Source organism: Enterococcus rivorum (genome assembly GCF_001742285.1).
Taxonomy (GTDB): Bacteria; Bacillota; Bacilli; order Lactobacillales; family Enterococcaceae; genus Enterococcus_L; species Enterococcus_L rivorum.
This window is the reverse complement of record NZ_MIEK01000037.1, coordinates 1-22,009: the sequence shown is the minus strand read 5'-3', so window position 1 is coordinate 22,009 and position 22,009 is coordinate 1. Positions and strand designations below refer to the sequence as shown.

The following is a 22,009-nucleotide window of genomic DNA, read 5'->3' as shown; positions in this document are numbered from 1 at the left end:
TTACAATCTATTTTTTCGCTACGGAATTTATGGGGTCTTTCCTACTTGCCATAAAATAGTCGCTCGGTATTTTCCAGTTTGAATGACCTCATTTGAAAACAGATTCAACTGTAAACCTGTTTTATTCTTATTCCAATTGTTACTGACATTGTATTCACCGGAAGCTGATATCGTTCCAACTTCAATTTCTTGTGCTTCACCTTGTGACAGCATGACTTTTTCTGCATCACTTTTTTTGTACCAAAGTGCTCGTGACATCACTTCATTAGGATCTTCCACACTTGTTAAAGCTTTTTCTAGCGTTGCAGTCAGTTTCCAAGGTGTCTTATTGGTTCGGTTATCTCCTACGATCAAAGGAACATCATAGGTTGGTTGTTCAGCCTTGATAAATTTAGGAGCTAAATATTTATCACCAAAGTTGATTTTAGTTGGAAATGATTTAACAAAAAGAGTCCCCTTAAATTGATATGCTTCTTCCTTCGCATTTTTTTCTACTAAAATAGCTGTTTCATTACTCGGTGCTTTCACTTGCTCATAATGATTTTCTTTCAGCTCTTTGATTCTGTTCTGAATCGCAACTTCTTTCGTCAGATCTATACTCGTACCAATTTTTCCAGTCAAAATAATCGAATCTCTTAGAGGTTGATTTTCTTCATTTAGAAAGGTAATTGTTACAGATGAAAAACCAGCTTCTACGTTAAACTTAATGACTAGTTCAACCGTCGAAGAGCCTGAAGTATATTTTATTGGAACCGAATATTCTTTAACTAGTGGCAAGGTTCCTACTTTCGGTAATTTAGAAATATCCACAATACTCAACTTACCATCTAATTTTTTAGAGGTACCATCATCGTTAAACTGCCACAATTCAAAATAAGACTGCTCTAAAATAAAATTTCTCAACTCATTTTCAGTTTTTGGATAATTATAATCAATAAAAGTAAAGTTTCTTCCTTTTAATAGAAAATGGTCGTTATTTTTTATTTGTTCTTCACTACTCTTTACGAAAATCGGTACTTTAATGTCGCGTGTGTTCCCAACTTTATCCGTTAAGCTCAACTCAAAATAACTAGGACCTAATTGTTGTACCAAAGTTTCTATATCTTGCCCTGATTTTAATGCGATAGTTATCTTATCATTTGGAGTAAAATCATCACTTAAAGCTCTTAGAAAATAGTTATAATCCGTTGCACCAGATATTTTTTCGGTATCATATTGATTTACTACAGTTAATTTACCTATCCCTTTAGGAGGCTGGTTATCAATAACATAGGATACCTTATTGCCATCATTCTGAGTAAAATTACTTGCATCAATTCTACTAACAATCTCAGGTCTATCATTTGAGTTCAGCCCATTATTTTTTACTTTAAAAATAATATCGACTTTTTTATTTTCTAAAGATAAATTTGCAAAACTAGTTTTGATTGCTGTACTTGTCACAGTAGGATTTACTAACGCACCATTTACTGTCATCGAACCTTCTATATACGTTTGTTTAGCATTCTTTGTAAAAGTAATACTAGGGTCTAATAAGTTTTGTTTTCCACTAATAAACTCCCCAGAATAATGAACCGTTATTTCAGAATCGCCTTTTTCTACACTCTCATTTCCAAGTAAATCACCCGCTGAACTATAAAGTTTCAAGCTATCTTTATAATTCACTAATCCTGGTACACTGGCAAACCCTACCAGAGCACTTTCCGTAAGCGCGCCTGTTGAACCTGTAAAGCCCCAGTAAACAGAGTCTGCAGAGAATGTTGTCCTTGGAATAGAAACCGTCACTGGATCTAATCCTTCTAATTGATAGGTTAATTGTCCCACACCATTTTCATTTAACGCTTTCCAATCCACGGTAAATTTCCGCCAGACATTATCTCCCAATCGAAAATTCGGATACTGCAAGCCAAGGTGAACTTGTTTTTTTACGTAATTTCCACTAAATGTATACGTTGATTTGTCATCAGGGAAAGAATAAGCAACATGTCCCTTACTGGAATTTGAGCTTACATCTCCATCATTCCTATCCCCATTGTGATAGGTATCAAACTCAATTGCAAAACTCTTTTCAATTTGTCCGACTAAAGAACTGCCATCTAATGAACCGGCATAAACCCCTAAGCCAGCTCCGTTTACTCCTGTATACTTTTTAATCCGATTAGCATCGTTATGCAAGACAAAAGTAACACCATCTGCCGTTCCATTTATCTTGATATACATTTCCGAAGTAGCATCTTTAGTAAGATCAAATTTATTGTTCTCATTTGAAAAGATACTTCCAACTTGGTTCCTTAGATTATCTGTTATCAAAACATATTTATTATCTATTGTTTTACTATTTGCTCCAGTTGGTACAGAAAAAATATTTTCTAGTGGTACAACTTTTGGATCACTCGCTCTTCCTTGTATCGCAGTTGAGACAACTGAAGATTGATTTTCACCATTTGAAGCTTGAATATTATTATATTGACTTGCCTCTTTCAAATAGACAGAACCAACAAAAGTAATAGTGAGTAGACTAAGTATTACATACTTCTTTTTTTTACTCATCATTATCCTCCTAATCCTTCTTTTTCATTCTATAGTTATCCATCCGACTTCTCTTCCTACGTTTTCTAGAGAAAAACAGCCATAGACAAACCGTAATTATCACAGTACTTAAAAATAACAACCACCAGTAATTCAAAAAAGAAAAATGTTCGGCTGGTTCCTTTTGTTTCAGTTTTTCTGCTTCCACCTTCATTAAAGTGAAATTTTTAATCCACGTCCAATTTCGACCAGTTTCTTCGGTGATATGAATCTCAGCTGTGTATTCTCCAGAAGAAATCTCCTGATTATTCAAAGAAATAGGGATATTAATCATCGAATTTGGTGCCATCCGCATCCCTTTTTTTTCAAATTCTAAAAGTGGTATTTTTTGATTGATTTCCTTGATTTTAATTGCTACAGCCATTTTTTCAACAAAAACTGGCTTCACATTAGATAAATTGACGAATAAATTATAGCTACCATCTTTCAAATTCAATGACACATTATTTAGCTTTAATTCAGGCACAACTTTTTTTACATCCGACTCACTAATTAGGACTCCAATCAGATAGGCAAGTTTATTAATAACCACCGCTTGCTCTGGTTGTTCCGTATCGGTCTCTGTAATTGGCTTTAACTGTATTCCCCCAGCAAGATAACCTTCAAAAGGAGTCGTTGGCAAAGCAACCTTAAACTCAATTATTTTACTACTGTTGGCTGGTAAAATAACTTCTTGGGGACCTTCCATTATTTCTTCAAGATTATATACAAGAGAAGCATCAGTTTTTAATTCATTCGTTCCGTATTCAATCACACCATTTCCATTGGTTTTAGCACTGTTTACGCGTGTTTCCACTTTCAATGGTTTCTCTGACTGATTCGTGAGGCGTAACTGAAGCGTTTGTTTTTCTCCTGGTTGCATCAGTAAATCATAATAACCACTATTGCTGTCTTTTTGATTATCAGGGAATAAAACCTCATAGGAAAATTTATCCATCTGTTCTGAAATATCCGATGCTGAAAATCCACTAATTGGAAAATAAACGAAGGAGAAAATCCCAGAAAATAAAACATAGAACAGTTTTTTTCTCATTTACTAATCCCCTCTTGAAACGATAGACTTTCGCTATTCTTCATCCGTATGTACTTCATTTGATTCAAAATTAAATAAAGCTAATTTTTGCTGCTTTTTACTTATTAACATGAACAACTTATAACAATAACTCTCTGACCAATCAGTATCTATGCAATTTATTCAAAAATTTTTGTGTTTTTTACATTACTATTCTTAAGGTTGTAAATCATCCATGGTCCATGTTACATAACCAGTAAATGATTCACCGGCGGCTTGATCTGCTTTGGCATCTGTTACAACTAGTTTTGTATCTGTAATCAAAGTTGCCACTCCGCCTTTGACATCATTCGCTACCTTTTTCTCTAGAATAGAGCTACCTGTTGTGCTACCAGCTTCTAAAGTCATTGTCTTAACTTTGCCATCACCTAATGTAATCCCAGCATTGGGATCTAAAGTACCTAAAGCGCCACTTGCATCTGGCTTATTTGGAACAAAGTCATTATCTTCTCCAATGGTAGTCCCAATGGTGTAGGATTGCATATCTCCTAGATTGAACGTTAACTTAGATGCCAAAGTTTTTGACCCATCTGCTGATTTTAACTCTGATAATTTGGCACTTAATTTCCAGGGGGTTGAATTCGCTTTTCGATCATCGTTAACGATTAGATATTGCTTTCCAGTAACCGTATTACTAAAAGTCGCTGAATTCCCTACCGCTTTTTGTTCTCCAAATTGGAAGCTGGCTGGCTTCCAAACAAGAGATAAGTTATCTTTATAGGGTTTGTTATCCCCAGGATTTGTTGGCTCATCTGATTTAAAATTAACCCCTACATCTGTTTTTTCATCAAATGATTTTGCCTCTGCTGATGTTGCAAATAACGTTAAAGCTGTTGCTGATAATAAAGTAATCATTAGTGTTTTTTTCATTTTTTACCATCCTTTGATAGCATAGATACCTATTGGCGACAGTTACTGTTATAAGTTATTCATCTAATTTTTATTGCAAAAGCTCGATTTGATCTCTTATGAGAACAAAAAGATAGGCGATTAACCCTAAACTGGTTAAAGAAATAAAAAGCAAGCTAAAATTCAGTACAAGACTCTGTTTCTTTTTCCTCAGTTTCTTAATTAGAAATGCATCTCTTGATAGCGGTACTAGGAAAAAAAGCAAGGATAAAATAGCCATTCCTCCAAGTACAAATAGCCATAAATAGTCAATCATTTGTCTCACTCCCATGTCATTTTCAACAGTATATTTCTCAAACTAAATACTCCGATAATCACTAAAAGAAAAGAAAACCCAATAATGGTATATATCAGAGAGGTAACCAAATCTCCTGTAGACGGTAGTCTCCCTACTCGATAAGGCTGCGGATTAATCGTTTCCGGCAACGTTGGTTCATCAACTAGCGGCTGTTTGGGTTTAATTGGTTCTTCTCTTGCAAAGGTAATGTTTAAAGGAGTTGTATCGAATTGCTCAATGGCTTCAACCTCTTCTCCAAAGAGCAACCCTCCCATGATAATCAGAAAAAATAGTAGCACAACATATTTTTTCACCTTATTTCCCTACTTTCTTTTTCCTTTTTTTCTTTTTCTTTCTCCTCCGATTCCATTCGGTTTCCATTTTCTTTCTTCTGATAAAAATTAAACTACTCATGATTCCCATCAAAAGAAAGCCTAGAACCGCGGCAATTTTTATCCATGTTGGTGTCACAATTTTAAAACTACTTTCGTCATTCATTTCTTTCGCTTGGGTACCAGAAATTGTAAACTCCTTTTCAAAAGTCCAATCACTGTATCCATTGGAAGCCTTTATTGTGACAATATAAGTTCCTGCTTTTACTGCTGCCGTTCCCCAATCGATTTCAAAATCAAAATGACTATTAGGCGCTAACATATAATTTCCAACTGTTTTTTTCTTTAAAACAGTTTGTTTCTCTTTTTCTTTCACTTCTGCTTTTACTTCTAAATTATTTAAGATTTTTGGTTCGGGGTTTTGTAACGTCGTTAGAACCATTTTTTTACCACGTTTGATGGATGACTTCACGTCTACTAAATTAAGCGTTTTCGAATCCTTATAATCATCTCCTGTTTCCGAAGTAATCAACCCTATTCTGTAGGCAAATTTATTTGACATCTGGCTTTTATTTTCTGAATCATCAATTTCAAAAAACAGTGCTCCCATTTTTATTCCTGAATAGTTTTCTTTCGGCGGTATTAGTTTAAAAATTGCTTCTTTTTCTTCAAAATTCCCAACGGTTAAGCTTGGCGTTTCTACTTTTAAAATTGCATTAATAGGTACCTTTAAGGTTTCGTCCAGTAAATACTTATCTCCTGTATATTCAATCGTTCCACTGTCGCCAGTAAAAGCATTCGTAGCAAATATCTTCAGTTTAATCGGCTCTTTCTGAGTACTTTTCACCTTTACTTTCAAAGTTTGTTCTTCTTCCGGTACGGTTTGAATATAAAAGTAACTTTTCTCAGGATCAATTTGTTTTCCATTTAGTACAGCAGAAACCGTGTAGCCTAAATTAGAGGATTCCTTAGCTAAAGTTTGATTAGGAAATAGAATTAGGAAAAGACTTATAAACAAAGCTGCGTATATAGAATTATTCTTATTCATCTAGAATTTGATTGCTCCTTACTATTACAATTTTATGTCTTATTTTTTTAGTACTTCAATGTATATGTCTGCGTAATACTTATTGTCTGTTCCTACATAGATATCTTCACCTAAACCAAATTTTGCGTTTTCTGGGTACTTGGAGAAAGATAGTTTGGTTGCTCTTTGTGCCTCTTCTTTTGTTTCAAAAGGTCCTTTCATATCAATTATGTCGCCAACCTCATACTTCCTTCTTTCTTCATTCCAATTGACATTTCCTAAAATAAAAATGACATAGACTAATGTTGCTGCTAAGATCAGCAATATGAAGAAAATGACTCCTAGCACATTTAGAAATAATGAAAAAAAGCAGATACTATTTAGACCTACAATGAAAAAGAATAATTGCTTTTTTTCTACAATTCCTCTATCTATTAAATAGATAATGCTAGTCACAAATAACGTAACTACCATTAACAGGAAACCTAGCACAAAGTATAAAAATGCTTTATCCCAGTTATCTGTAAAAAACGATAAAACTTGTAACAGTAAAGACAAACGCTTATCTACATAAAAATAGGCTTCCTTGTAAAAGAAATAGAATTTCATTAAATATACTATCCATCCAGCTGTAAGAATCACTTCCATATAATAGAAACGCTTAATGGTTATTTTTTTCATTATGGCTTCTTTACTCAACATGTATTCCCCGTTCTGCAGTATTTAATCATCTTTTCTTGGAACAACCCTGTTCCCGCTTTTTATTCAGTTAGCATATAACCTCTCGAGCGGATAGTTTTAATAATTGAAGGATCAATATTTTCCTCTCTCAATTTCTTTCTAACATTGAAAACAAGGTTAGCTAAACGATAAATATCCCCTTTGGGAACTGAATCTGACCAAATTAGTGTGGTTAATTCTTCATATGAAACAGCTTTATTTGGTTCTTTCGCTAACTCTAAAATCAATTGAAACTCTAACCTAGTTAAGTGAACAATTTGCCCCTCTTTAAAGCGGATACTGCAATTAGAATCAATGATTTCAATGTTTTTTGACTGAGAAAGTATTCTAGTATTAGTGATTGTTCGTCGATGGTCTACTATTTTCAACGCATTAACAAGACTTAAACTAAGCTCCTCGTCAAAAATACCTTTTTTTATAATTACGAGAACACCTAATTTTAAAAACGTTAATCGCTCTCGACTGGACATCACTTCAGATACAACCCATATAGGGATCACTGAAACATTTCTAATAATGACAACTTGTTCATATAGCTCAGACTTTTCCGCATTTTCTCTATAATGCATCACTAGTCCATCAATCATTGATAACTGGTTAATAACAGTTTCCTTGCTTAAATGATAAATTTCACATCTAGTATCGAAAGTTTGTTTAGTATCTAAGTCATTTTTGTTATAATTATCAAGCAATCCTATTTTAAACACTGTTTTCACTCCTATATTAATTAAAAATTTCTGATTTTGAGATTGATCTTTAGGAGATAAAAAGGAGTTTTATTTTTCTCGATTTTTATACAACTGAGAAAATAGCTAGTTTCTGCTGCTAAATCAATCTTTAGCGACCTTATCTGACGGACTATTGACGGCTTATAATGAATGTCAAAAAAGTGTGAGTAACAAAACAAAGAACGTCTTGTTACTCACACTTGGCTATTTATATGATGAATGTCCAACTAGTTATACGACTAAACACTTTTTCTAAACTTTTACACTCCCCGCCTTCTTTTTACCAATCTTAATGGGTTGGCTCATTAAATTATCTATTTTTTCCATTGCCAAGACTCTATTATCATAAATAGAATAAGTATATGTATCTAAAGTCATTTTGGTTGAACTATGTCCTAAAATTCTACTCAAACTCGCTACATCTACGCCTGTTTCAATCGCTCTAGTTGCAAAGGTATGTCTAAGCATATGAAAATGAATATCCTCTAATCCGGCTTTATTTTGAATGGATTTAAATCGATAACTGATTAATCTTGGCTCTACGAAGTTCCCTCTATGAGAGAAAACAAAAACACTATCAGCACTCTTTTTCTTTGCTTGAAGATAAGCTTTGAGATTTTTTGCTAAAGGAATTTTGCGATAAGAGCTACCTGTTTTAGGTTCATGAATAATCAATTTTGTTTTCCTAGATTCTCCATCAACACTAATCCTTGTGATCGTGCGACGAACATAAATAATTTCCTCTTGAAAATCGATATCTTGCCAGCGTAAACCACTTAGTTCGCCAATTCTCATTCCTGTATATAGACCAACAATAATAGGAGAACAAGCTATTTCTTCAAGAGCAATTCTTTCTATTTTTCTTTGTTCCTCAAAAGTTAAAGCTCGTACTTCCTTCCTTACTAACCTTGGCAAAATAATTTCTTTACATGGATTTTTTTCGATATATTTTTCTCTAACAGCTATGTCTAGCGCTTTTCTTAGCAAATTAAAAATGTTTCGAATACTCCCAGAACCTAATCCTTTATCCACCAAAAAATTTAGAAAACTGATGCACTCATTTTCAGTCAGGTGATGTAAATATTGGTTAGAAAAAAATGGTTCAATGTGATTCGTAATTATTCGAGAATACTTAGAATAGGTAGTCTCTTTTAGTTGTAGCTTTCCATAACTTTTTAGCCATCGCTTTAGAAAATTGATCAGTGTGTCATTAAAATTGACACATCTTATTTGTTGACTTTGGTATTGCGCTTTTAAGACAATCAGCTTTTCTTTTGCTTCCTTATAATTCTTTGAATATACATATCCATACTTAATTTTTCCATCGTGCTGTCTGCTTTTAATATAACGTCCCTCCCAACGACCATCTTTTCGCTTGTATATATTTTCTCCTCTTCTAGACATACTATAACGATGCACCTTTCTACTAAATAATGACGGTATTTTTGACGGCTTAAGAAAAAACGCCCAAATTTCAACATACCAACCGTTATAAATTGTTTTTTTCTCATCTTTTTATTCTTTTTCTTATAAAAATGATAAAAACACATGTTGACATAACCTCATACTCTAGATTATTCTTATATTAAAGAAATAAAAGTGAGATTTCTCAGTTGTATAAAAACTGAGAAATCTCTTTTTTATCGGTAACAGACGTTATATAAACACTCTTACATTATAGTCTATAAAACTTTTTTTTCCTACAGTTGGTAACAAAATGACAAGAAAAAAACATTTACATAAAAATTAAAATATATATTTACATACTTTCACTTGACGAATAACAATAACTAACAAATATCATTAAAATAAAAAGTGAGTATCTATCAGTAATACCCCTGATAAATACTCACTTTATTAGTTTTTTATCCAACATTTTCTGACCCATTCGGGCCTATCAGTCTCTGATTTACTCCTGAAATACCTGTAAACTTAATAAACAAACGATTTAACCTGAAGTCATTTCTTCTAACTTACTAAGACCAACTTTTTTGTTTCAGTCTTACTTTTATTCCGTAAGTTCTTCAAATTGCGAGTTGTAAAGAGAAGCATAGTACCCATTTTTAGCTATCAATTCTTCATGGGTTCCTTGTTCTTTAATATCGCCTTCCTGCATGTAAAGAATTTTATCCGCATCTTTAATCGTTGATAAACGGTGAGCAATAACAAAGGAAGTCCGACCAGACATTAAATTACTCATCGCTTCCTGAATTAATCCCTCTGTCCGTGTATCGACTGATGACGTGGCCTCATCCAAAATTAAGATTGGTTTATCCGCTAAAATAGCACGGGCAATCGTTAACAACTGCTTTTGTCCTTGAGAGATATTGGAAGATTCTTCGTTTAGCTCCAAATCATAACCACCTGGTAATGTTTGAATAAAATGATGAACATGGGCCGCTTTTGCAGCAGCATATACTTCTTCATCCGTTGCATCTAAACGTCCATAACGAAGATTTTCCATAATCGTTCCCTTAAACAACCATGTGTCTTGTAAGACCATCCCAATATTTTTACGTAAATCTGCACGATTAAAGTCTTTGATATTGTAACCATCGATTTTAATTGCACCAGAGTTCACATCGTAAAAACGCATTAATAATTTGACCATCGTTGTTTTTCCAGCACCTGTCGGACCAACAATCGCGACTGTTTGACCAGGTTCAACATGCGTACTAAAATCATGAATTACAATTTTATCTGGGGTATAACCAAAATGAACATGCTCAAAATCTACCTGACCTCGTGCTCTGTCAATTTTAACTGGATTTGGAACTGTCTGATCTTCTTCCTCTTCTCCCAGAAATTCAAAAACTCTCTCTGCTGCTGCTGCCATTGATTGAAGCATATTTGAAACCTGAGCTAGCTGGGCAATTGGTTGCGTTAAATTTCGAACATATTGAATAAATGCTTGAATATCTCCCACAGTAATTGCGCCATTATACGCCATAATTCCACCAAAAATTGCTACTGCTACATAGCCTAGATTTCCTACGAAGTTCATAATTGGTTGCATTAAACCAGAAAGAAATTGAGATTTCCATGCAGATTTAAAAAGAATATCGTTTTGCTCTTTAAATTCATTTAAAGAGTTTTCTTCATCATTGAATAATCGTACGATGTTATAACCACCAATAGTTTCTTCCACTTTCCCATTTATGACGCCAAGATATTCTTGCTGTGTTTTAAAATACTTTTGAGAATTTTTAACAACAATCATAATTAGAATAAAGGAGATTGGAACGATTAATATTGCAATTCCGGTCATAGGAAGTGAGATGGATAGCATCATCACAATGACTCCAACAATCGTAAACGTTGAGGTAATTAATTGCGTTAGAGATTGATTCAATGATTGTCCCAAGGTATCTACATCGTTGGTGATTCTTGACAATACTTCCCCTGTGGTGCGACTTTCAAAATAATTCATAGGCATCCGATTAATTTTTTCAGAAATTTCTCTCCGCATCCGATACGTGATTTTTTGAGAAATGGTGGACATAATCCAACCTTGGATAACGCCAAAAATTGATGCAACTAGGTATAAACCTAGCATGAAGAGAAGAATTCCTCCAATTTTTTCAAAATTTATACTACCTGTTCCTTGATACTTTTTAATCAAACCATCAAATAATTCTGTAATCGCCTGAGCCAAAATCTTTGGTCCCCATATATTGAAAATTGTTGAGGCCATCGCAAAGATAACGACAAAGAGAACAGGAATTTTATATGCACCCAGATAGGAGACTAATTTTTTTATTGTTCCTTTAAAGTCCTTTGCTTTCTCTCCGGGAGCAATTTGCCCACGGCCACCGCCAAAGCCGCGGTTTTGTTTGTTTTCTGCCATTTTATTTGCTCCTCCTTACTCAGCCTCTTCGATTCCCAATTCAGCATTACTTAACTGCGATTGAGCAATCTCTTGATATACTTTAGATGTTTGCATCAGTTCTTCATGTGTTCCTTGACTAACCACACGACCTTCATTTAAAACGACAATGTTATCAGCATGTAGAATCGTAGAAATTTTTTGAGCCACAATGATCTGTGTGATGCCTTTAACATTTTCAGACAAAGCTTTACGAAGCGCAACATCTGTTTTATTATCAAGCGCAGAGAAGGAATCATCAAAAATTAAGATTTTTGGATTTTTTGCCAATGCACGAGCGATAGATAGACGTTGTTTTTGACCACCAGAAACATTCGTTCCACCTTGAGAAATTTCTCGGCTATAGCCTTTCTCATTAGAATTGATAAACTCTTCAGCCTGAGCAATTTTAGCGGCCTTTTTCATTTGTTCATCCGAAATGTCTGCGTCCCCAAATTTAATATTTGAAGCAATATCTCCTGAAAACAAAATTCCTTTCTGAGGAACAAAGCCGATAATCTCATGTAATTTATGCAAGGACATGTCTCGAACATCTATCCCATCAACAGTTATTCGTCCACCTGTTACATCAAAAAGACGTGGAATCAAATTCACAATTGTTGATTTTCCAGAACCTGTTGAACCGATTAAAGCCGTTGTTTGTCCTGGTTTGGCAACAAAATTAATATGATGCAAAACATCGACATCCGCATCTCCATAACGGAATTCTACTGCTTCAAATTTTACTTCTCCTTTAAAATCATGATGATCTTTAGGTGTTTTAGGATCAATAATAGTCGGAACCGTTTCAAGAACTTCTTCCACACGACCAGCAGCTACATTCGCACGAGGTAAAATAATCGATACCATAGATAGCATCATAAAGGCCATTACAATCATCATTGTATAGGTAATAAACGCCATCATATCCCCAACTTGAAGCTGTCCGTTGTTCATATTATGTCCACCAACCCAAACAATTAAAACTGAAATTCCATTCATCAGTAACATCATCACTGGCATCATAATAGACATGGATCGATTAACAAACAATTGAGTTTTCATCAAATTTGTATTGGCAACATCAAAACGCTTTTCCTCAAATTTTTCACGGGAAAATGCTCTTATCACGGGTAATCCTGTAATAATTTCGCGGGAAACTAAATTCACTCGGTCTACTAATTTTTGTAAAGCTTTAAATTTAGGCATTGTAAATATTAATAAGGTCATTACTAAAGTTAAGACCGCTGCAACTGCCACACCAACAATCCACCCCATACCTGTTCCTGTTTTATATACTTCATAAATTCCACCCAATCCTAAAATTGGTGCATATAAAACAATTCGCATAATCATTACAATCCCCATTTGCATTTGTTGAATATCGTTTGTATTACGAGTAATCAAAGAAGCTGGAGAGAATTTTTCCATCTCTATATTTGAAAATTGCAATGTTCGTTCATACTGTCCAACACGCAAATTCTTCCCAACTGACGCAGCAACTAATGAGGCGATTAAGCCCACAATTACTGCTGCAGTTCCTGAAATAAACGTCAAAAGCAGCATTTTGGAACCTGTTTTAATCATATAATCAGTTTGGATCTTTTGAGTATTAACATCCAACGCTTTGTACTCAGCCAAAGTTAATTTAATCCCAACAGTTTGCATGGAAGCTGCACCTAAATCACCAAGGCTCTCTTTAAATGCTTTTCTAGCTTCCTCAACTTTTGCTGGCATCGCATCATTGGCTGCCGCTAAATCCGTGGCAATTATTTGAGCTTCTGCTCCTTTTTCTTGCGCCTGAGTTGCCAAGTTTTGTGCTTCTGCCGCTTTAGTTTGTGCTATTTGCGCATCTGTGGCTGAAGCTGCAGCTTCACCAGCAGCTTTGGCTTGTTCACCCAAGCTAGTTGCTTCTTCGCCTAGTTTTTTCGCTTTTTCTGCGTCAGCTGCTATTTTCTGATAAGCATCCATAATTGCTTTTGCTTCTTTAGCACTAGCGGAATCGGTTGCTTGAGAAGTCGCCAGCATCATCATTGGCAGATTAAAAATATCTGCCAGTTTTTCTATGGTCATACCATCTTGAAGTTTCAGTTCATAGACTGCTACTTCTTTTCCGTCAACGGTTTTCGTTGTCAGTTGATAATTCTCTTCAACTATTTTCTTTTCGGCTTCTGTCATGAACATTTCAATGCCCTGAAAGGTGGTTTTTCTAATTTTTTCAGGAGTCGAATACTCAAGTCCACCTTGTTGAATGCCAATATCAACAATATTCGATGTTAAGTTTGGTAGGCTTAAATCACTACTTGCTTGTACAACTAACAACACAAGAACTGCGATGACCGCATACCAGTATTTGCCAAGATATTTAAAAATCTTCACTATTGGTCACCTTCCTCATTCAAATCAATTTTTTGGGAACAATCTACAAATTTTGCTGTCAATTCTATGAATTTTTTTGTATCCTCTTCCCCCATTTGTTTAAAGACAGCTATAATTTTATCTCGCATTTCTTTTTTCTGAAGTTCCGCTGCCTTTTGACCTTTCTCAGTTAAGGTAACTTTAATCCGCCGACGATCATCAGAATCCATCTTACGAACAATCAGGTCTTTCTTCTCTAAGCTATTCAAAACAACTGCAATCCGAGCACTTGACAAATTTAACGCTTCAGCAAGCTCCTTAGGATTACAGGCTCCACCGAATCGGTTGATAAACTTAATAACAATACTTTCTCCTTGGTTACTCTTTTCTAATTTGGAAAAAGCACTGTTACGATTTTGAACAATCAAACGACTCAATTCATGTTCGGCATCCTCTGCGAATGACATTGTACCTCTCCTTTCCCAAATCATTTGCTACCACCATTAATTACTAACAGTATTAGCAACTAACACTGTTTGATATTACTCTACACACTTTCCAAAGTCAATAATTTTTTAGAGAAAAATGTAAAAAAATAAATAGTCAATCACGATGATTACACTCGACTTTAGTGTAAGTTGTCTAGTTCGTTTTTTCAAATAAAAACAATCAGAGTCTATCCTAGAATTATTCATTTCAAAAAAGCAATTTAAAGAGGTTGAGACAGAAGCCCCAGACTTTTGACCAACGTTTATTCAGATTTAGAGGATGAAACAAAACTGATTTTTAGTTTTGTCCCAACCTCATGCTATTTAAATACGGAATTCTCAAGAATTCAGCGAAAAATTTAGTGTTCATTTTTTATTGAGATAACCTCTCCCCTATAGAAAAAAAGAGAGTGAAAATCGTGATGAATGATTTTCACTCCCCTTATTTTTCTTTGAATGAACCTGGATTTTATATGTCATTTATTAGGAAAGCTAGAGTACCATTCAAAATAGACTTTTTTTATTGAGCCTAAGCTCCATACTAAGGATTAGGATTACTTCTAGAGTGCTATCCTTTATGTTTCAATATAAAATTTCCCATTTCAATTGCACAGTCTTCACTTTGCGGTAAATAACCGATACGGTCAATATAAGCATGTCCTAACCCTTTATAAACAATTGTTGTCGTATCCACACCTGCTAAAACTAATTTTCTAGCATAAGCCAGCGTTTCAACTTTCAGAAAATCATGTTCTCCAACTGTCACAAAAGTCGGAGGCATTGCCGGATTTACTTCTATATAAGGTGACAGATATTTATTCATTAATTCTTTTGTTCCTAAAAGTTGTCCTAGTCCCGCTGTTGCTCCACTAAACATATCCAATGTCAAATTGATGATACGCGCTTGTTTGTCATAAATATCAAACTTTTCTTTTGAAAACTTCACATACTCATCTTCTACCCCACCCATATTAACCGTAGGGTATAAAATCAGTTGTCCTTTTACCAAGTTCCAGTTCTCATCTAGGGACTTATTCGTACAATATAACGTCAAATTCCCTCCTGCACTATCCCCAGCAACAAAAATATTATTAGGATCACCACCAAAGCGATTTGCATTGTCATGAATCCATTTCAAGCCACTGTAGCAATCCTCATGTCCAATTGGATAAAGATTTTCAGGTGCTAAACGATAATCAATTGAAAAAGCAATAATATTTGTATTTTGTACGATTACTTTCAACGCATCTGTAACAACCGCCGTACTTCCAGCAAAAAATCCACCACCGTGAATAAAATAAAGAATGGGTGCATTCTCAAGTGTATTTTTTGACTTAAAGCAATACATAGGAATTTTATAGCCATCTTCTGCTGTAACAAACTCCGAAGTTACCGTCACAGCTTCTTCGTCAACAATCGGTGTGCTATCAATACTGTTAAACATTTTTCTTAACTTAGCAACTGATTTTTCATTGACCGTCATTTTTAACTTACTTTTCGGGATAAACCGAGTAATCAAGGCCATTTTTTTCATTTGTTTATAGATTCTTGGATCCATCGCTCCTTTAATCTCACAATCAGGGATTGGCTTAAATAGAATCTCCACCCCATCAACAACAGCCTTTTCTTGTTTTTCAATAATATCCTTTAGTAGCTGTTGGTCATATTGTCTGCCCATCTTCAATTTCTCCTTTTATTCCTTCGTGATATTTCTATTATACATTTAAAAGGGATTTTATGGGTAGGATTCGTTCATTGAATTAGGCAGATAGATTGCTATTTCTGAAAATTCTTAACCTACACTTGACTACTAAACAGGAAAAAAACTAAAATAGCGTCTCTTTCGGGAAGATATTTTAGCTTTGACGAAATTTATGCTATTCATTTGATAACTAGTAGCTTGACAATGTTTAAAGTCAATTTTGAGAAAGTTCATTTTTTTAATATTTTGTTTAGCAAACAGAGAAGTTTCACTATCAAGTACAAGCAGCCTTAGAAGCAACTGGGGAATTACTAGCTGTTTTATTAGGCTTCTACAGCTAGTTTGACTCCAGTTAACAATGGAATCGGCGCTTTTTGCCGAGTCGCTTGTGTGCTGGCTGCCTGCTCTTTGATTTTGAACCTTTACTGAATTATAACATTGTCAAGATACTAGTTTCCGATTAACGCTTTTAGCTTTTCGAAATTAGCTTCTGTCATATTTTCAGAAACTTGAACATGGGACAGTGAAGAATCATATTTTTCTTTTTCGTTTAAATATTTATCATATAGTGCAATCTTTGAGACAGGAGCTGTTGGAACTGGGAGATTATTTATTTTAGCTGCACCCTCCCTAACAATTGCTTCAATAGGATAGATTGCTTCATTATCATAAGATAGTTTTATTTCAGGGTGTCCTGTGCCAGCCCCTGAACCAATTTGTACAAATAGAAATCCACCATCGAAATTGTAGCCTAGTCCATACCCCACTAATCCTGGCGTTTCAGCGCGTTCATCAACAATCGTTGTTGCTAAAAGCACCTTAAGCGGAACGGCTAGATTATTGTAGGCTTCCAATTTTTCCTCTCGCTGTTGCTTTTCCAAGTCTACTGATTCACTAGTAGCTGATGAACCTGATGACTCACTACTAGAACTAGCTTTCTCCGTTTGATTTGTACTTGAAGAGCTTTTTGCTTCTTTACTTTCTTCTGCCTTCGTCATATGTTGAGTGACAGTTGTTTCAATACTATTAGCGTTTTTCATCTCTTTTTTTGTTGTACATGCGGTTAAGAAAAAAGCACAGCAACCAATTAATAACCATTTTTTCATTTCTCTTCCCCCATCTATTTACTAGGCTTTAAGCCATTTATACTTCTCTCCAACCATTTCTCAAAAAAAGTAAGTTGCTCTTGCGAATGAAAAAAATGCTCCCCTTCTTCTAAAATGGTTAGCTCAGAACTAGTCTTTTCAACAAATTGATTGATAAAATCCTCTTCACAAAGCTCATCCTTTGCGCCATAAAGAATCTTCGTTGGGCTATGCCACTGTAATGGATGAATCAATACATATTCATAGTAGTCCCAATAGAGTGTTTTAATAGGTGTCACTACCTTTTGATCTTTTTTCAATCGTTCCTCACTGATGTTGAACCACATCATCATATTAAAAATAATCCTCTTCATATCAACAACTGGGGATAGAAAAAGTGCTTGTTGGATTAGCTCATCTTTATAAGCTAACATACTGAAATACGCGCCAATACTGCAACCAAAAACACTAATCTTCACTGCTTGATAGGAAACATAATTTACGATCTTTACTAAATCTTTGACGCTATTTTGGGCCGTACAAAGCGTTCGTTCTATTTTACGATCACCATGCTCAGGCAAATCAAAACTAAGAACTTGGTATCCTTTATTTACAGCGACCTCTGCAAAGAGTTTAATGATATCATCCTCTTTATTAGACTGATCTCCATGAACTGCAATAAATACATGATTGGATTTCGGTCCCCATAAAACCGCTGGAATTCCTTCTATATATAGTATTCGTTTTATCATACACCTACTCTCCTTCAGTACTTATTCTTAAATCCATTCATTGTTCCAGGTATCAGCCATACGTTTTCTATTCTCATATTATAACATTAATTATAGATTAATCTAATCCTTATTATCAAAAATATCATTAACTTTTAGTTGTTTTTAAGCACTACCTAAATCTAAGATAAACATAGAAGACACACCTTTTCATATTTAAGGTGTGTCTTTAGACCATTCAATAACTTTTACTAGCAACCTCGTTCAAACACCGTCATCACTAATGCCATTCTTTGCTCGTAAAATGTATATTTATATAAAAATCTATTCTTAAAATTAGCTACTGCCTCATTTGATTATTTTCATTATTTCACTTTAAATGTTTCTAACTACCATGACTGACTAGTCGGCCCTACTGTAAATTCATTCACATTAACCTCTTCTGGCTGATCAATTGCATAGGCGACAATATTAGCTATATGATCAGGTGTAACACCAAATTTTTTATATAAACTCGTCATCCCTTGTGCTGTTGCTTGATCCGTTATCGTATCAAGTAGTTCTGTGTTGATGGCGGCTGGATAGATAGTTGCTGTTCGTATGTTTGTCTCCTCCTGTGCTGACTCCATTCGTAAAACTTCCATTAAATCTCGAACAGCCCATTTCGTTGCACCATAAACAGCGCCTCCTGGATAGGCTTTTAATCCTGCTACAGAGGAAGTTGCAATAATATGCCCAGATTTTTGCTCAATAAATGATGGTAAAACGGCTGCAATGCCATTAAGGACACCTTTAATATTGACGTCAATCATTTGATCCCATTCTTCTTCTTTCAATGCAGATAACGGAGAATTAGGCATAATTCCTGCATTTAAAAAGATAACATCCACTTTTCCATAGGTTCTAATAGCAAGTTCGACTAATTTCTTATTGTCTTCACGTTTTGTGACATCAGTAATGGAATAAATTGCCTCTCCAGAATCTGCTTTTATCCGTTCAACAATCTCTTTCAATTGTTCTTCTCGACGAGCGCCTAAAACTAGTTTAGCCCCTTTTTTTGCTAACAACCTCGCCGTTGCTTCGCCTATTCCAGATGAAGCTCCTGTTATCACCACGACTTTGTCTTTAATTGTCATTTGTTATCTCTCCTTTATTATTTTCAATTTTTTTAATAACTTTTGCAGGGCTTCCTGCCACTATAACATTAGCTAGAACATCTCTTGTTACCGTTGAATCAGCCGCAACAATCGAATTTTCTCCAATTGTGATACCTGGCAGAATCGTAGCATTCGCCCCAATCCACGCATTTCTTTTAACACAAATTGATTCTACTCTTATTCCTCGTCTATTTTTAGGATCTATCAAATGATTGACGGTTACCAATCTCGCACAGGGACCAATTAATACGTTGTCCTCAATGATAATCCCTCCTAAATCCACAAAAGTCACATTCTGATTTATAAAAATATTCTTTCCAAATGAAATGTGTTTTCCAAAATCACTGTAAAAGGGCAAGGAAATCTCTACTGAAGGCTCAATTACTTTACCTGTAACCTCTTCCAAATAGTGCCTAACCTCTTCTTTGCTATGGTATTGCGTGTTCATCTCTATAATTAATCGCTCATTGTCTTTTTTTACTCGATGGATTTCTTTATACAGGATAGAATCCTTTAGTATCTCTTTATCCGCTAATTTTTCTTGTAAATTTGAGTCACCCATATAGCTTCCTCCTTAAACTATTTTGCTAGCCTAATTATACTTAAAAGAGGTATACTTGAATAATACTTATAGTAAATACTCATCTATGCATTTTACCTATAGAAAGGAATGGTCTGATGGAACTTAGGGTGTTAAATTACTTTTTGACCGTTGTAAGAGAAAAAACAATCAGCCAAGCTGCTGAAGTGCTTCATCTTTCTCAACCAACACTTTCCAAACAACTAAAAGAATTGGAAGAAGAATTAGGCGTGACACTGTTCATTCGCGGCAATCGCTTTATTACCTTAACCGAAGATGGTATTTATTTAGCCAATCGAGGAAAAGAGATTCTCTCTTTAGTTGAATCAACCACAACAAATTTACTTCAAAGTAACACTGTCAGTGGACAAATAAGCATCGGAGCTGGAGAAACAAGAGCGTTTGAATTCATTAGTAAAACCTTACATGAACTGAGAAATAACTATCCAGAAATTACTCTTCAGCTATACAGTGGCAACGCAGATGATGTCTTAGCAAAGGTTGATCATGGCGTCTTAGATTTTGGACTAGTTATCGACCCCGTAGAAAAACAAAAATATGAGTATCTACGTCTTCCAATCGTTGATCGTTGGGGAGTCTTGGTCAATAACTCTCATCCTTTAGCAGAAAAAAAGGTTGTACAACCTGAAGATATTCGAGAAATTCCTTTAATGATTTCGAATCAATCTTTAGTGGATAACCAGCTATCAGAATGGCTAGGAGGAAACTTAGATCATTTCAACATAATCGGCACCTATAATTTACTTTACAACGCCTCCCTCTTAGTAAGTGAAAATATCACCAGCCTACTTTGCATCGATGGCATTATAAACACTGTCGATACCAATTTGACATTTGTTCCCTTCTTCCCTTCATTAACTGCAACTATCAATATTGTATGGAAAAAGAATCAAACTTTTTCAAATGCTTCAAAAGAGTTTTTAAAATTAATTCTCTAAAAGACAGATTTTCAATAAGAATGAGTTTGAGATTTAATAATAGATAATAGGAGTTTGAACTCTCTCCTATTCTGTGAAATTGTATAGAGTAAGTACGATTGGGGATGAAAGTTATTCTGATAAAATGATGTTCGTTCTAGCAGAATCTAAAGACTCTTTGGCGACTCAAATTAAAAGAATTGATAAGGGAAACGTATTAATCACTTAAAAGAAATGGTAGTATAGAGAAGATGATATAGAATGTACAGTTCTGGCATGTATGTGTTCCGTAAGGATATAGAAAGAGAGGAAAAATCCATGTTATTAATAAAAAAAAGTCATTATATTTGCTACTACCACTCATTGTTCTAGGAGGATGTTCCAAACCTGCTGCCACCTCGCCCACCACTCTACAGACACCGAGTACTCAGAGCGAGTCAAGTACAGCTTCTACATCTCAAAAAATTGCAAATGAAGCACAAAAAGAAACTGAAATAATCGATCTATCTGGAACGTATTACTCTATATCAAGTGATACTGCAATCATAAAATTATTACAAGGAAATAAATGGGAAATTTCTTATTCTACTCTAGATGGTGACGTTTCCGCTACCTTTGAACCGAAATGGGAAACTTTAGATAAAATAAAAAAATCAAACACTCCTATGCAGAAATCTGATGAATATTCAGAATTTAATATGCTCATAGAATATACAGACGAATCAGATATTGAAATCACTATGGAAGACGGCAATCCTACTCATACAATGATATTTTCTAAACAGAAACCAAAAGAAAATGAACAATATGAAGTAGTTTTACAGGGAGATTTATCCCCATTTGCTGGTCAACTTTCAACTAATGAATTTAACAAAACAATTGCAGATTCTAGATTTACCTTAGGTGGGTACTCTCCGGACGACTATTATAATAATAGAACTACTGTATTTCCTGCAATAACTGAAAATGGGTACTGGAATGGAATGACTTCTCATGGAAATTTTGAAGTAATAGCATCTGATCTGCCAAAAAAAGTGGATGGATATTTTGAAGTGCGTGTGCACGGAACAAACTCTGGAGCAAACAATGCAGTATTAACATTTTTCTTAGTTCCACCAAATGTTAGTGGCCTCGACGGAACAACGAGTAATGATAAACGTGTTTTTCAAGCACTTGCTAATGGAGAAACACAATTGATGGAGTACCAAAAAGAAAAATGGTGGACTGAGTACCAGTCTCAATAACTGGCTCTGTCAATAGTTCCTTTCAGAACTAAGAAAAACAGAACAGCCTCTAAAAGGTTGCTCTGTTTCTTTGTTTCTATGATTCAAAGGAGAGTGGGACAATAGTCAGAAATACATCTGATTGTTGCCTCACTTTTTTGATTTCTAAAAAAAGAGAATGTTCCGTTTAAAAAACAAGAGGGATCA

20 protein-coding genes are annotated in these 22,009 nt (G+C 34.8%); 3 read left to right on the top strand and 17 right to left on the bottom strand.

The genetic code is table 11. The features are described from left to right. Positions 1-27 precede the first annotated feature (27 nt). The 17 genes from BCR26_RS12485 to BCR26_RS12405 form a co-directional block, all read right to left on the bottom strand. Positions 28-2,550: an L-type lectin-domain containing protein gene (locus BCR26_RS12485; RefSeq protein ID WP_069699330.1), complete on the bottom strand. Its 2,523-nt coding sequence runs from the start codon at positions 2,548-2,550 to the stop codon at positions 28-30. Between the two features lie 10 nt (positions 2,551-2,560). Then, positions 2,561-3,622, bottom strand: coding sequence for a WxLIP family cell surface protein (locus BCR26_RS12480; RefSeq protein ID WP_069699329.1), 1,062 nt, complete (start codon positions 3,620-3,622; stop codon positions 2,561-2,563). Positions 3,623-3,817: 195 nt separating this feature from the next. After that, entirely contained in the window at positions 3,818-4,531 is a 714-nt protein-coding gene (locus BCR26_RS12475) for a WxL domain-containing protein (protein WP_069699328.1), read from the bottom strand. Between the two features lie 70 nt (positions 4,532-4,601). Beyond that, on the bottom strand, positions 4,602-4,826 hold the full coding sequence (locus BCR26_RS12470) for a hypothetical protein (protein ID WP_069699327.1): 225 nt from the start codon (positions 4,824-4,826) through the stop codon (positions 4,602-4,604). 5 nt (positions 4,827-4,831) lie between these two features. Then, a complete protein-coding gene (locus BCR26_RS12465) occupies positions 4,832-5,161 on the bottom strand; it encodes a hypothetical protein (protein WP_069699326.1) in 330 nt (109 codons plus the stop codon). A gap of 1 nt (position 5,162) precedes the next feature. Continuing rightward, positions 5,163-6,227, bottom strand: a complete 1,065-nt coding sequence (locus BCR26_RS12460) for a WxLIP family cell surface protein (protein WP_069699325.1) — start codon at positions 6,225-6,227, stop codon at positions 5,163-5,165. Between the two features lie 39 nt (positions 6,228-6,266). Beyond that, a complete protein-coding gene (locus BCR26_RS12455) occupies positions 6,267-6,905 on the bottom strand; it encodes a hypothetical protein (protein WP_139124946.1) in 639 nt (212 codons plus the stop codon). 62 nt (positions 6,906-6,967) lie between these two features. Continuing rightward, positions 6,968-7,654 (bottom strand): winged helix-turn-helix domain-containing protein, encoded by a 687-nt coding sequence (locus BCR26_RS12450; protein WP_069699323.1) that lies wholly within the window; start codon positions 7,652-7,654, stop codon positions 6,968-6,970. Between the two features lie 273 nt (positions 7,655-7,927). Continuing rightward, positions 7,928-9,079, bottom strand: a complete 1,152-nt coding sequence (locus tag BCR26_RS12445; RefSeq protein ID WP_069699322.1) for a site-specific integrase — start codon at positions 9,077-9,079, stop codon at positions 7,928-7,930. Positions 9,080-9,683: 604 nt separating this feature from the next. After that, positions 9,684-11,522: an ABC transporter ATP-binding protein gene (locus BCR26_RS12440; RefSeq protein ID WP_069699321.1), complete on the bottom strand. Its 1,839-nt coding sequence runs from the start codon at positions 11,520-11,522 to the stop codon at positions 9,684-9,686. 15 nt (positions 11,523-11,537) lie between these two features. Then, positions 11,538-13,919 carry an ATP-binding cassette domain-containing protein gene (locus BCR26_RS12435; RefSeq protein WP_069699320.1) on the bottom strand — a complete coding sequence of 794 codons (2,382 nt, stop codon included), beginning with the start codon at positions 13,917-13,919 and terminating at the stop codon, positions 11,538-11,540. Then, positions 13,919-14,365 (bottom strand): MarR family winged helix-turn-helix transcriptional regulator, encoded by a 447-nt coding sequence (locus BCR26_RS12430; protein ID WP_069699319.1) that lies wholly within the window; start codon positions 14,363-14,365, stop codon positions 13,919-13,921. The genes BCR26_RS12435 and BCR26_RS12430 overlap by 1 nt, the downstream gene beginning before the upstream one ends. 589 nt (positions 14,366-14,954) lie before the next feature. Beyond that, positions 14,955-16,064 (bottom strand): alpha/beta hydrolase, encoded by a 1,110-nt coding sequence (locus BCR26_RS12425; RefSeq protein ID WP_069699318.1) that lies wholly within the window; start codon positions 16,062-16,064, stop codon positions 14,955-14,957. A gap of 473 nt (positions 16,065-16,537) precedes the next feature. After that, complete coding sequence (locus BCR26_RS12420) at positions 16,538-17,194, bottom strand: hypothetical protein (protein ID WP_069699317.1); 657 nt, start codon at positions 17,192-17,194, stop codon at positions 16,538-16,540. A gap of 14 nt (positions 17,195-17,208) precedes the next feature. Next, positions 17,209-17,925, bottom strand: a complete 717-nt coding sequence (locus BCR26_RS12415; protein ID WP_069699316.1) for an alpha/beta hydrolase — start codon at positions 17,923-17,925, stop codon at positions 17,209-17,211. A gap of 368 nt (positions 17,926-18,293) precedes the next feature. Further along, positions 18,294-19,040 carry an SDR family oxidoreductase gene (locus tag BCR26_RS12410; protein ID WP_069699315.1) on the bottom strand — a complete coding sequence of 249 codons (747 nt, stop codon included), beginning with the start codon at positions 19,038-19,040 and terminating at the stop codon, positions 18,294-18,296. Beyond that, a complete protein-coding gene (locus BCR26_RS12405; RefSeq protein ID WP_069699314.1) occupies positions 19,030-19,623 on the bottom strand; it encodes a DapH/DapD/GlmU-related protein in 594 nt (197 codons plus the stop codon). The genes BCR26_RS12410 and BCR26_RS12405 overlap by 11 nt, the downstream gene beginning before the upstream one ends. Before the next feature lie 116 nt (positions 19,624-19,739). Between BCR26_RS12405 and BCR26_RS12400 the strand changes: the two genes are divergently transcribed. From BCR26_RS12400 to BCR26_RS12395, 3 genes are all read left to right on the top strand, one after another. Then, positions 19,740-20,600 (top strand): LysR family transcriptional regulator, encoded by an 861-nt coding sequence (locus BCR26_RS12400; protein ID WP_069699313.1) that lies wholly within the window; start codon positions 19,740-19,742, stop codon positions 20,598-20,600. 73 nt (positions 20,601-20,673) lie between these two features. Beyond that, positions 20,674-20,808: a hypothetical protein gene (locus BCR26_RS19155; protein ID WP_281186560.1), complete on the top strand. Its 135-nt coding sequence runs from the start codon at positions 20,674-20,676 to the stop codon at positions 20,806-20,808. A 118-nt stretch (positions 20,809-20,926) separates the two neighbouring features. Beyond that, complete coding sequence (locus BCR26_RS12395) at positions 20,927-21,823, top strand: hypothetical protein (RefSeq protein WP_069699312.1); 897 nt, start codon at positions 20,927-20,929, stop codon at positions 21,821-21,823. Positions 21,824-22,009: the final 186 nt, after the last annotated feature.

Bases quoted from the DNA above. Each gene is read 5' to 3' on its own strand.
- BCR26_RS12485 (WP_069699330.1), bottom strand. From the start codon at position 2,550: ATGAGTAAAAAAAAGAAGTATGTAATACTTAGTCTACTCACTATTACT.
- BCR26_RS12480 (WP_069699329.1), bottom strand. From the start codon at position 3,622: ATGAGAAAAAAACTGTTCTATGTTTTATTTTCTGGGATTTTCTCCTTC.
- BCR26_RS12475 (WP_069699328.1), bottom strand. From the start codon at position 4,531: ATGAAAAAAACACTAATGATTACTTTATTATCAGCAACAGCTTTAACG.
- BCR26_RS12470 (WP_069699327.1), bottom strand. From the start codon at position 4,826: ATGATTGACTATTTATGGCTATTTGTACTTGGAGGAATGGCTATTTTA.
- BCR26_RS12460 (WP_069699325.1), bottom strand. From the start codon at position 6,227: ATGAATAAGAATAATTCTATATACGCAGCTTTGTTTATAAGTCTTTTC.
- BCR26_RS12445 (WP_069699322.1), bottom strand. From the start codon at position 9,079: ATGTCTAGAAGAGGAGAAAATATATACAAGCGAAAAGATGGTCGTTGG.
- BCR26_RS12440 (WP_069699321.1), bottom strand. From the start codon at position 11,522: ATGGCAGAAAACAAACAAAACCGCGGCTTTGGCGGTGGCCGTGGGCAA.
- BCR26_RS12430 (WP_069699319.1), bottom strand. From the start codon at position 14,365: ATGTCATTCGCAGAGGATGCCGAACATGAATTGAGTCGTTTGATTGTT.
- BCR26_RS12425 (WP_069699318.1), bottom strand. From the start codon at position 16,064: ATGGGCAGACAATATGACCAACAGCTACTAAAGGATATTATTGAAAAA.
- BCR26_RS12420 (WP_069699317.1), bottom strand. From the start codon at position 17,194: ATGAAAAAATGGTTATTAATTGGTTGCTGTGCTTTTTTCTTAACCGCA.
- BCR26_RS12415 (WP_069699316.1), bottom strand. From the start codon at position 17,925: ATGATAAAACGAATACTATATATAGAAGGAATTCCAGCGGTTTTATGG.
- BCR26_RS12410 (WP_069699315.1), bottom strand. From the start codon at position 19,040: ATGACAATTAAAGACAAAGTCGTGGTGATAACAGGAGCTTCATCTGGA.
- BCR26_RS12405 (WP_069699314.1), bottom strand. From the start codon at position 19,623: ATGGGTGACTCAAATTTACAAGAAAAATTAGCGGATAAAGAGATACTA.
- BCR26_RS12400 (WP_069699313.1), top strand. From the start codon at position 19,740: ATGGAACTTAGGGTGTTAAATTACTTTTTGACCGTTGTAAGAGAAAAA.